10 protein-coding genes are annotated in these 11,155 nt (G+C 70.9%); all 10 read left to right on the top strand.

What is annotated here, in order from left to right; translation table 11 throughout:
• Window positions 1-71: 71 nt before the first annotated feature.
• The 10 genes from BN159_RS23565 to pstA all read left to right on the top strand — a co-directional run bounded on the left by BN159_RS23565 (window position 72) and on the right by pstA (window position 11,147).
• The gene (locus BN159_RS23565; RefSeq protein WP_015659497.1) at window positions 72-455 is read left to right on the top strand and encodes a GntR family transcriptional regulator; all 384 of its coding nucleotides are present in this window, start codon (window positions 72-74) and stop codon (window positions 453-455) included.
• A gap of 80 nt (window positions 456-535) precedes the next feature.
• Window positions 536-1,429 (top strand): ATP-binding cassette domain-containing protein, encoded by an 894-nt coding sequence (locus tag BN159_RS23560; protein WP_086016448.1) that lies wholly within the window; start codon window positions 536-538, stop codon window positions 1,427-1,429.
• Window positions 1,426-2,424 carry a hypothetical protein gene (locus BN159_RS23555; protein ID WP_015659495.1) on the top strand — a complete coding sequence of 333 codons (999 nt, stop codon included), beginning with the start codon at window positions 1,426-1,428 and terminating at the stop codon, window positions 2,422-2,424. Before BN159_RS23560 ends, BN159_RS23555 begins: the two co-directional genes overlap by 4 nt.
• Window positions 2,421-3,323, top strand: coding sequence for a hypothetical protein (locus tag BN159_RS23550; protein WP_015659494.1), 903 nt, complete (start codon window positions 2,421-2,423; stop codon window positions 3,321-3,323). The genes BN159_RS23555 and BN159_RS23550 overlap by 4 nt, the downstream gene beginning before the upstream one ends.
• 297 nt (window positions 3,324-3,620) lie before the next feature.
• The gene (locus tag BN159_RS23545) at window positions 3,621-5,852 is read left to right on the top strand and encodes an RNA degradosome polyphosphate kinase (RefSeq protein WP_041819716.1); all 2,232 of its coding nucleotides are present in this window, start codon (window positions 3,621-3,623) and stop codon (window positions 5,850-5,852) included.
• The gene (locus tag BN159_RS23540; protein ID WP_015659492.1) at window positions 5,833-7,059 is read left to right on the top strand and encodes a CHAD domain-containing protein; all 1,227 of its coding nucleotides are present in this window, start codon (window positions 5,833-5,835) and stop codon (window positions 7,057-7,059) included. Before BN159_RS23545 ends, BN159_RS23540 begins: the two co-directional genes overlap by 20 nt.
• Window positions 7,060-7,091: 32 nt before the next feature.
• Complete coding sequence (locus tag BN159_RS23535; RefSeq protein WP_015659491.1) at window positions 7,092-7,532, top strand: NUDIX hydrolase; 441 nt, start codon at window positions 7,092-7,094, stop codon at window positions 7,530-7,532.
• 323 nt (window positions 7,533-7,855) lie between these two features.
• The gene (gene pstS, locus BN159_RS23530) at window positions 7,856-8,980 is read left to right on the top strand and encodes a phosphate ABC transporter substrate-binding protein PstS (RefSeq protein ID WP_015659490.1); all 1,125 of its coding nucleotides are present in this window, start codon (window positions 7,856-7,858) and stop codon (window positions 8,978-8,980) included.
• Window positions 8,981-9,084: 104 nt separating this feature from the next.
• Window positions 9,085-10,092 (top strand): phosphate ABC transporter permease subunit PstC, encoded by a 1,008-nt coding sequence (gene pstC / locus BN159_RS23525; RefSeq protein ID WP_015659489.1) that lies wholly within the window; start codon window positions 9,085-9,087, stop codon window positions 10,090-10,092.
• Entirely contained in the window at window positions 10,089-11,147 is a 1,059-nt protein-coding gene (gene pstA / locus BN159_RS23520) for a phosphate ABC transporter permease PstA (protein ID WP_015659488.1), read from the top strand. The genes pstC and pstA overlap by 4 nt, the downstream gene beginning before the upstream one ends.
• Window positions 11,148-11,155: the final 8 nt, after the last annotated feature.

Genomic DNA, 11,155 nt, shown 5'->3' with positions numbered 1-11,155 from the left:
ACGGCTTGACTTTCGGACTCCACTTCCACCACCCTTTCACTACTCAATTAGTGAAAGGGTGGTGGAAGCGAGTGGTCGAGTACCGCATCGACCGGCGCAGCGGCGTCGCCACCTACCTTCAGATCGTCCAGCAGACCAAACAGGCCCTGCGCCTTGGCCTGTTGGAACCCGGCGACAAGCTGCCCACGGCCCGGGAGGTCGTGGAAGCGACGGCCATCAACCCGAACACCGTGCTGAAGGCCTACCGCGAGCTGGAACGCGAGGGCCTGGTCGAGGCCCGCCGCGGCCTCGGCACGTTCGTCCGGAAGTCGCTGGGAGCGGCGCCTGCCGACTCCCCCCTGCGCACGGAACTGACGGACTGGGCGGTAAGGGCCCGCGAGGCGGGCTTGGAGCACGACGACGTGGCGGCGCTGTTCACGGCCGTACTGGAAGAACACTTCAAGGGGGACGAGTGATATCGGCAATCGAGGCAGCGGGACTGAGCAAGAGATTCGGCGCGTGGAAGCGCCCTATAGGGGCGCGGGGCTGTGTCGATATGCGGCTCCGCCGCGGGGCGCGACAAGCCACGACGGCGCCGCAGAGAACCACCGGCCTGGCAGACCTCGACTTCCGCCTCCCCGCCGGAGGCATCTGCGCCCTCGTAGGCCCCAACGGCGCAGGTAAATCAACCCTCCTAGCCCTCGCAGCCGGGCTGCTCAAACCAACCGAGGGCAGCATCACCACCCTGGGCACCACCCCCGCCGCCGCCCGCGAGCGCCTCGCCTACGTCGCCCAGGACAAGCCCCTCCACCCCCACCTCACCGTCGCCGCCACCCTGCGCCTCGGCCGTGAACTGAACCTCCGCCGCTGGGACTCCGCAGTGGCCGAACGGATCGTGGCGGAAGGCGAGCTGGACCCGGGCGCCAAGATCCGCTCCCTCTCCGGCGGCCAGCGCACCCGCGTGGCCCTCGCCCTGGCCCTCGGCAAGCGCCCCGAACTGCTGCTCCTGGACGAGCCGATGGCCGACCTCGACCCGCTCGCCCGGCACCAGCTCACCGGCACGCTGATGGCGGACGCCGCCGAACACGGCACCACGGTTGTCATGTCCTCGCACGTGGTGGCGGAGCTGGAGGGCTCCTGCGACCACCTGCTGCTGCTCGGCGCCGGCCGGGTCCGCCTCGCCGGCCCCCTGGAGGACCTGCTCGCCGCGCACACCCTGGTCACCGGCCGCGCCGAAGACGCCCTCACCGAGGACACCCTCGCCCCGCACACCGTCGTGGAGTCCCGCACCACCGGCCGCCAACTCACCGCGCTGATCCGCCCCGACGGCCCCGTCGCCGCGTCCTGGCAGCCCACCGAGCCGACCCTGGAAGAGCTGGTCCTGGCCCACCTGCGCGCCCCCGACGCCCCGCCGCTGACTCTCGACGAGGCCCAGGAGGCGGCCGTATGACCGCCGTGACCGCACCGGCCACCGGCACCGCACCGGGCCCTCGCGGTCCGCGCGGCCTGGTCTGGGTGATGCTGCGGGTCCACCAGTCGGCCCTGCTGTTCTGGCTGATGCTGGTCGCCCTGTTCGCGGGCGGACTGTTGTGGGCGTACGGCCCCGGCGCGGACGCCGCCTGGACCGAGTACCTGGACACGGGCTGCGGCTCCGGACAGCCGGGCCTGGGCTGCGACGTCAGCGGCCCCGCCTACCAGCGCTACGACAACGCCCTCGGCCTCAGCGGCGCCGTGATGGGGCTCGCCCCGCTGTTCGTCGCCGCCTGGGCGGGCGGCGCGCTCATCGGGCGCGAACTGGAGAACGGCACCGCACGCCTGGCCTGGGTGCAGTCCGTCTCCCCGGCGCGCTGGCTGACCGCCAAGCTCGCCGTCCCGGCCGCCCTGCTCACCGCGGGCATGCTCACGCTCACCCTGCTGCACCGCCTGGTGTGGTCCGCGGACGGCGAACTGCGGCTCACCATGGGCTGGCGCGCCTGGTACGACGACAACATCTTCCTGGCCAACGGCACCGCCGCCACCGCCTACGCCCTGCTCGGCCTGGCCGTCGGCGCCCTCACCGGCCTGCTGCTGAAGCGCAGCCTGCCCGCACTGGCCGTCGCAGGCCTGGCCGCGCTGGCCCTCACGCACCAGCTCGGCCGGTGGCGCCCGCACCTGTGGACGACCGAGACCGCCATCGCCTCGGACGACTACCCGGAGACCGTCGGCATGATCGTCGAAGGCGGCGCCCTCACCTCCACCGGCGCCCGCGTCCCGATCCCCGACTGCATGGGCGAGCCCCGCTGTCTCACCGACCGCGACATCACCGGCTTCTACGCCGACCACCACCCGGCCTCGCACTTCTGGCCCCTTCAGCTGATGGAGACCGGCATCGTCCTGGCCCTCGCGGCGATCGCCGTCGCCGCCGCGTTCTGGCTGCTCAAGCGCCGCACGGGAGCCGCCGTATGACCGCGATCCCCGCCCCGGCGGCCGTACGCGCGGCCGGGCCCGGGCCCCGCCCCAAGGGCCTGCTTCGGGCCGTGCTCCGGCTGCACCGGACCGCGCTCGTCGGGTGGGGGCTCGCCCTGCTCGCCGCCGTGTCGTTCCTGTTCCGGCTGGCCGCGCTCGCCGACGAGGCCGAGCGCGGCAACAGCGCCTGCGCGATCCCGGCCGCAGAGGGGCTGCCGTCCTGCGCCGCGGTCGACGCGATCACCGCGGACGAGACCTACTCCAACGGCATCGCCTTCGTCACCGCCTGCCTCGCCTGGCTGATCTTCCCGGTGGCCGCCTGGGCGGGCGGCGCGCTCATCGGGCGCGAACTGGAGAACGGCACCGCACGCCTGGCCTGGACCCAGTCGGTCACCCCGGCGCACTGGCTGACCGCCAAGCTCGCCGTCCCGGCCGTCCTGCTCACCCTGGGCACGACCGCACTGGTCCTGCTGGGCGTGTGGGCCCGCGGCGCGGACAACCCCAACCTGGTCGGGGACTGGTACTACCCGGACGTCTACGTCGGCACCGGACCCACGGCCGTCGCCTACGCCCTGACCGGCCTCGCTCTCGGCGCGCTCGCCGGGATGCTGCTCGGCCGGGCCCTGCCCGCGGCCGGAGCCGCCTTCGGGGCCGCACTGCTCCTGTTCAACCTCCTGGAGCGCCACCGCGAGGACCTGTGGCCCACGGTCACCCGCTCGACGGAGGGCTGGGAGGTACCCCGCTCGGCCTTCCAGGTGACATCGAGCCGGACCGAGCTGAGCTACCACCCGCCGTCCCACTTCTGGCCGGTCCAGTACGTCGAGAGCGGCATCCTGCTCGCCACCGCGGGCGCCGCCGTCGCGGGCGCCTACTGGCTGCTGCGCCGCCGCACCACCTGAGCCCCGGGGCCGGACGTCCCTCCTACGGGGGGAGGGACGTCCGGCCCCGGCGAGTGGACGTCCGGCCCGGGCAGGTAGACGCCCGGGAGCCGCCGCTCGCTATCCCGCACGCCATGTCTCCGTAACCATTGGTTCAGACGGACTTGCGACGCTCGGCGAATGAAGCCCGCCGTGCCAGAGCCGTCGCCGCCTCCCGAGGGAATCGCGGGGAACGGCGACGCCCGACGCCTCGCCGCGACCCTCCCGCCCGCGTCCTCCGACGCGCCCGTATCGCTGGGAACGCGGAAGAATGGGTCCATGAGTCAGCAGAACGCCCAGGCACAGGTCCAGCACGCGCAGCCCTCCGTAGGCTCCATCGCCGCCCACCGCTCGCGCACCGTGGCCGGTTCGGTCTCCGATCTCGAACCCGACATCGACGCCGACCTCGACGCCTACGAGGAGGCGCAGAGCGAGGGCGCCCCCCTGCCCCAGGGCCGCTTCCTCGACCGGGAGCGCAGCTGGCTGGCGTTCAACGAGCGGGTCCTCGAACTCGCCGAGGACCCGACCACACCGCTCCTGGAGCGGGCGAACTTCCTGGCCATCTTCGCCAGCAATCTGGACGAGTTCTTCATGGTCCGGGTGGCCGGTCTGAAGCGCCGGATCGCCACCGGTGTCGCCACCCGGTCCGCCTCCGGCCTCCAGCCGACCCAGGTGCTGGAGATGATCTGGGCCCGCTCGCGCGAGCTGATGGCCCGGCACGCCGCCTGCTTCCACGAGGACGTCGCCCCCGCGCTCGCGGAGGAGGGCATCCACCTGGTCCGCTGGAGCGAGCTGACGGAGAAGGAGCAGGCCCGCCTGTTCACCCTCTTCCGGCACCAGATCTTCCCCGTGCTGACCCCGCTGGCCGTCGACCCGGCCCACCCCTTCCCCTACATCTCCGGCCTCTCCTTGAACCTGGCCGTCGTGGTGCGCAACCCGGTCAGCGGGCACCGCCACTTCGCCCGCGTCAAGGTGCCGCCGCTGCTGACCCGCTTCCTGGAGTCCAGCCCCGGCCGCTACGTCCCCATCGAGGACGTCATCGCCGCGCACCTGGAAGAGCTGTTCCCGGGCATGGAGGTGCTGGAGCACCACGCCTTCCGCATCACCCGCAACGAGGACCTCGAGGTCGAGGAGGACGACGCCGAGAACCTCCTCCAGGCCCTGGAGAAGGAGCTCATGCGGCGCCGCTTCGGGCCGCCGGTGCGCCTGGAGGTCGAGGAGTCCATCGACCGCGAGGTCCTGGACCTGCTGGTGCGCGAGCTGAAGATCTCCGAGGCCGAGGTCTACCCGCTGCCCGGCCCGCTGGACCTCACCGGACTGTTCCGGATCGCCTCCCTTGACCGGCCCGAGCTGAAGTACCCGAAGTTCGTGGCGGGCACCCACCGCGATCTCGCCGAGGTCGAGTCGGCGTCCGCGCCCGACATATTCGCCGCACTGCGCAGCCGGGACGTGCTGCTGCACCACCCCTACGACTCCTTCTCCACCTCCGTGCAGGCGTTCCTGGAGCAGGCGGCCGAGGACCCGGACGTCCTCGCCATCAAGCAGACCCTGTACCGGACCTCGGGCGACTCCCCCATAGTCAACGCGCTCATCGACGCGGCCGAGGCCGGCAAGCAGGTGCTGGTCCTGGTCGAGATCAAGGCCCGCTTCGACGAGCACGCCAACATCAAGTGGGCCAAGCGTCTGGAGGAGGCGGGCTGCCACGTGGTCTACGGCCTCGTCGGCCTGAAGACCCACTGCAAGCTGTCCCTGGTGGTCCGTCAGGAGGGCGACACGCTCCGCCGGTACAGCCATGTCGGCACCGGCAACTACCACCCGAAGACGGCCCGCCTGTACGAGGACCTCGGCCTGCTCACGGCCGACGCCCAGGTCGGCGCGGACCTCTCGGACCTCTTCAACCGCCTGTCGGGCTACTCGCGCCGAGAGACCTACCGCCGCCTGCTGGTGGCCCCCAAGTCCCTGCGCGACGGCCTGATCTCACGGATCAACAAGGAGGCCCAGCACCACCGTGCGGGCCGCCCCGCGTTCATCCGTATCAAGGTCAACTCGATGGTCGACGAGGCCGTCATCGATGCTCTGTACCGCGCGTCCCAGGCGGGCGTGCCGGTCGACGTCTGGGTGCGCGGCATCTGTGCCGTGCGCCCCGGCGTTGCGGGCCTGTCGGAGAACATCCGGGTCCGCTCCGTCCTCGGCCGCTTCCTGGAACACTCCCGGGTCTTCGCCTTCGGCAACGGCGGCGAGCCCGAGGTGTGGATCGGCAGCGCCGACATGATGCACCGCAACCTCGACCGCCGCATCGAGGCACTGGTCAGGGTCACCGACCCGGCCCACCGGGCGGCCCTCAACCGGTTGCTGGAGACCGGCATGTCCGACACCACGGCCTCCTGGCACCTCGGTCCGGACGGCGAGTGGACCCGGCACGCGACCGACGCCGAAGGCCAGCCCCTGCGGAACGTCCAGGAGATGCTCATAGACGCCCGGAGGCGCCGGCGTGGCACAGCAACACCTTGACCCGACCAACCCCACGGCCGTGCCGGTGACCGGGGAGGCCCTTGAGGCGTACCTGCGCACCCAGGCCATGGAGTTCCTCCGCGCACTGCGGCTGCACCGGGAGACCGGCGGCGGCGACGGAGGATCTCCGGGGCGGGCGAAGTCACGGACGGGGGAGAACGGCAACGGTTCGCAGGACTCGGTCGACGCGGCGCGCGCCCTGCGCCGCTCGGCCCGCCGCATCAGCGGCAGCCTGCACACCTTCCGCCCCCTCCTGGACCCCGACTGGTCCGAACGGATCCGCCCGGAACTGGCCTGGCTGTCCGGCACGCTGGCCATGGAACACGCGTACGCGTCCCGCCTGGAGCGCCTGCTGCTGGCCCTGCACCGCCTGTCGGGAGCGACGGTTGTTCCGGCACAGGTCACCGAAGCAACTGCTCAATCCGCCGCAGCTGCGGGCAGTCGTGCCGCTGGGGCGGCGCCCGTCCCAAGGAATGGCGCACCCGGCAGCGCCGGTCCCTCGACCCACTCCCCGGCCACCACGGCGAACGGCAACACAACAACCGACGGAGCCGCGACCCAGCCCCCGGCGACAACAGACCGCGGCAATCTCACCGTAGGCGCGGCAAAAGCCGGTGCCCTGCTCGACCGCCAGCTGACCCTCGCCCGTACCCGAGCCCACAGCACCGCCCTCCAGGCACTGGGCTCCAGCCGCTTCCACGCAGTCGCCGACAGCATCGCCGTACTCGCCAGCGAGGTCCCCCTCGCCCCCTCCGCCACCACCACCGAACTCCACCCCCTGGCCGCCGCGGCGGAGGAGCGCCTCACGGACGCCGTAGCCGCCCTCCCTCTGGTCACCGCAGGCAGCCCGTACAACGCCGAGGCCCTCATCCACGGCCTCTCCCCGGACCCGTCACCCCACCCCCAGGACGCCCCCTGGCACCAGGTCCGCCTCCTGCTCCGCCTGCACCGCTACGCCCGCGAGGCCCTCCTCGGCGAGGACGCCCCCCTGGACGTACGGCTGCTCACCGCCGGCCAGTCCCTGGACCGGCACCGCGACGCCTCCGAGGCCGCCGCGGCGGCAGCGGCAGCGGCCCGCACCCCGCGTATCGCCCCCGCCACGGCCTACGCCCTGGGCGTGCTCCACGCCGACCAGCGCCACGAGGTCGAGGCAGCCCGCTTCGCCTTCCAGCAGTGCTGGCAGAAACAGCGGATCAGCACCCCCTGACGGCACCGGACAACCAAGGAGGCAGGCACCCGGTGACATCACTGAACGACTTGAACGACTCGACGGTCCAAGCCGCCGGCTGCGTCCTGTGGCGCCGCTCCCCCGTCGACGGCGAGCTGGAGGTCTGCCTCGTCCACCGGCCGAAGTACGACGACTGGTCGCACCCGAAGGGCAAGCTGAAACGCGCCGAGGACCCGCTCGCCGCCGCCCTGCGCGAGGTGGAGGAGGAGACCGGCTACCGAGCCACCGCCGGCACCGAGCTCTCCACCCTGCGGTACATGGTCGGCGGCCGCCCCAAGCAGGTCCGCTACTGGGCCGCCGAGGCCGGCCCCGGCACCTTCGTCCCCAGTACCGAGGTCGACCGCATCGTCTGGCTGCGTCCCGACGCGGCCCGCCGCAGACTGACCCAGACCCGCGACCGGGACCTCGTGGACGAGCTGGGGATACCCGCCGAACGCGCGCAGGGCCACTGACCGTGTTGACGGTCCGCCGATCGTGGGTCGGCCGTCACGCGTCCGGCCCGCCAGACGCGTACGCAGTCACCCGGATGCATAGAGTGACCAGGCGAGGCCGGGGTCGGCATCGCCCTGTGTCCTCAACGTAAGCGTTCCGTGACCTCACCGCACCGTCCCCAGGGGTTCACCCCTCGTTCATTTACGGCCATCGGCGCCTTCACCTCTTCTGCCTAATTTCGGCCTTACGCGGTGTGGCGCGTGGTTCGACACCTCGCCCGCATCTCCAAGACTTCGCACGCCGCCGGATTCAGGACGGCGGCTCCTGGAAGGAACTCCCTCAAGTGAAGCTTCAGCGCATGAACCGGCGGGCCCTCGCTCTCGGTGCTCTCGCCGTCTCCGGCGCCCTGGCCCTCACGGCGTGCGGCTCCGACGACACGGGTGACACCGGCAGCGACAACGCCTCCACCAGCGCCCAGGCCGGCAACATCAAGTGCGACGACGCCAAGGGTCAGCTGCTGGCCGACGGTTCGTCCGCGCAGAAGAACGCCATCGACGCGTGGGTGAAGCAGTTCACCGCCGCCTGCAAGGGCGTCCAGATCAACTACAAGGGCGGCGGCTCCGGCGCCGGTGTCACCGCTTTCACGCAGGGCACGGTCGCCTTCGCCGGCTCCGACTCGGCGCTGAAGCCCGAAGAGGTCACCGCCTCCAAGGAGGTCTGTGAGGGCGGCCAGGGCATCGACCTGCCCATGGTCGGTGGCCCGATCGCCATCTCGTACAACGTCGAGGGCGTCGACAACCTCGTCCTGGACGCGCCGACCCTGGCGAAGATCTTCAGCGACAAGATCAAGAACTGGAACGACGAGGCGATCGCCAAGCTCAACCCCGACGCCAAGCTCCCCGACCTGAAGATCCAGGCGTTCCACCGCTCGGACGAGTCCGGCACCACGGACAACTTCACCAAGTACCTGATCGCCACCACCCCGGACAACTGGAAGTACGAGGGCGGCAAGGCCTGGACCGCCCCCGGCGGCCAGTCCGCGTCCGGCTCCTCCGGTGTCGCCCAGCAGGTCAAGCAGACCTCCGGCGCGATCAGCTACATGGAGCTCTCCTACGCCAAGGACTCCTCCGTCGTCTCCATCGACACGGGCGCCAGCGAGCCGGTCAAGGCCTCCGTCGAGACCGCCACGGCCGCCATCGCGGACGCCAAGGTCGTCGGCACCGGCAAGGACCTGTCCCTGGAGCTCAACTACGCCACCAAGGCCGACGGCGCCTACCCGATCACCCTGGTGACGTACGAGATCGTCTGCGACAAGGGCAACAAGGCGGAGACCCTGCCGACCGTCAAGTCCTTCCTGACCTACATGGCCAGCGAGGACGGTCAGAAGATCCTCGCCGAGAACGACTACGCCCCCATGCCCGACGACATCATCACCAAGGTTCGCGAGACCGTCGCGGGCCTGAGCTGACCTGAGTGTGCGGCCCGGTTCCCTCTCGGGGCCGGGCCGCACCGTCCGGTGCACCGCCGCCAGGAGCCCTGCTTCCCACAGGGCGCCGCAGACCGGAGAACTCGATGGACATAACCACGAAGAACACTCAAGCGCCTCCCCCCACACCACAGCCGACCGCGGCGCAGCACAAGCGCAACGCCCGCGGCGCCACCCGTCCCGGCGACCGGGTCTTCCTCGGTCTCGCCCGTGGCTCCGGCATCTTCCTGCTGGTGATCATGGCCGCCATCGCGGTCTTCCTCACCTGGCGGGCCGCCGTGGCCATCAGCAAGGACGAGGGCAACTTCCTCACGACCTTCGAATGGAACACGGCAGGCAACGAGCCGGTCTTCGGCATCGCGGTCCTGGCCTACGGCACGATCATCTCCTCGATCATCGCCATGGCCATCGCGGTCCCGATCGCCGTCGCCATCGCCCTGTTCCTCACCCACTACGCCCCCCGCAAGCTGAGCGGCCCGATCGCCTACGTGATCGACCTGCTCGCCGCGGTGCCGTCCATCGTGTACGGCCTCTGGGGCGCCCTGATCCTCGTACCGCACATGGACGGCCTGTTCGGCTGGCTGAACGACTACTTCAGCTGGACCGGGATCTTCGACTGGGAGGGCGGCCCCGCCCGTTCCATGCTCACGGTCGGCATCCTGCTCGCGATCATGATCCTGCCGATCATCACCAACGTGAGCCGTGAGGTCTTCCGTCAGGTCCCGCAGATGCACGAAGAGGCCGCCCTGGCCCTCGGCGCCACCCGCTGGGAGGTCATCCGCATGGCGGTGATCCCCTTCGGCCGCTCCGGCGTGATCTCCGCCTCGATGCTCGGCCTCGGCCGCGCCCTCGGCGAGACGATGGCCGTCGCCACCGTGCTCTCCCCGGACTTCCTGATCCACGGCAGCCTGCTCAACCCGGGCGGCGGCACCTTCGCCCAGAACATCGCCAGCAAGTTCGGTGAGGCCGACAACTTCGGCCGGGACGCGCTGATCGCCTCCGGTCTCGTCCTGTTCGTCATCACCCTGCTGGTCAACGGCGCGGCCCGGATGATCATCGCCCGCCGCAAGGAGTACTCGGGGGCCAACGCATGAGCAACACGACTCTCGTCCAGCACCCGAGCTCCCTCCAGGGCGCCCGACTGCCCAAGTGGTCCCCCTGGGCCATCGCGGCCGGCTCCCTCGCCGTCTCCATCGGCCTGTGCCTCGCCACCGGCGTCGAGAGCAAGATCCAGTGGGGCCTGATCGCCGCGCTGCTCTTCGTCGTCGGCACCTACGCCATCGCCGGCAAGGTCGAGGGCAGGCGCCAGGCCAAGGACCGCATCGCGACCTCGCTGGTCTGGGTCGCCTTCCTGCTGGCCGTCGTACCGCTGGTCTCCCTGGTGTGGACGACCATCGTCCGCGGCATCAAGGTCCTCGACGTCTACTTCCTGACCCACTCGATGGGCGTCGTCGCGGACAGCGAGCCCGGCGGTGGCATCTACCACGCCATCATCGGCACCCTGGAGCAGGTCGGCATCGCCACCCTGATCGCCGCGCCGATCGGTGTACTCACCGCGATCTACCTCGTCGAGTACGGCCGCGGCGCCCTCGCCCGCGCCGTCACCTTCTTCGTCGACGTGATGACGGGTATCCCGTCGATCGTCGCCGGTCTGTTCATCCTCAGCCTCCTGCTGATCCTGGACATGAGCTTCTCCGGCTTCGCGGGCGCCCTGGCCCTCGCGATCCTGATGATGCCGGTCGTGGTCCGCTCCACGGAGGAGATGCTGAAGCTCGTCCCGAACGAGCTGCGTGAGGCATCCTTGGCTCTGGGCGTGCCCAAGTGGCGCACCATCCTGAAGGTGGTCCTGCCGACCGCGGTCGGCGGTATCACGACCGGCGTGATGCTGGCGGTCGCCCGTATCGCCGGTGAGACCGCGCCCGTCCTGCTGCTGGTGTTCGGCAACCCGTTCATCAACAACAACCCCTTCGAAGGGGCGCAGGCGTCGCTGCCGCTGTACATCTACCAGCAGTACGCGAACAGCGCGGGCTCCGAAGCGGCGTACGACCGCGCCTGGGCCGCGGCTCTCACCCTGATCGCCTTCGTGATGATCCTGAACCTGGCGGCCCGCGGCATCGCCCGCTGGAAGTCCCCCAAGTCCGGTCGCTGACGCGGCCA

Origin of the sequence: Streptomyces davaonensis JCM 4913 (assembly GCF_000349325.1) — a bacterium.
In the GTDB taxonomy this organism is placed as follows: domain Bacteria; phylum Actinomycetota; class Actinomycetes; order Streptomycetales; family Streptomycetaceae; genus Streptomyces; species Streptomyces davaonensis.
This window is presented reverse-complemented; position numbering and strand designations above follow the sequence as displayed.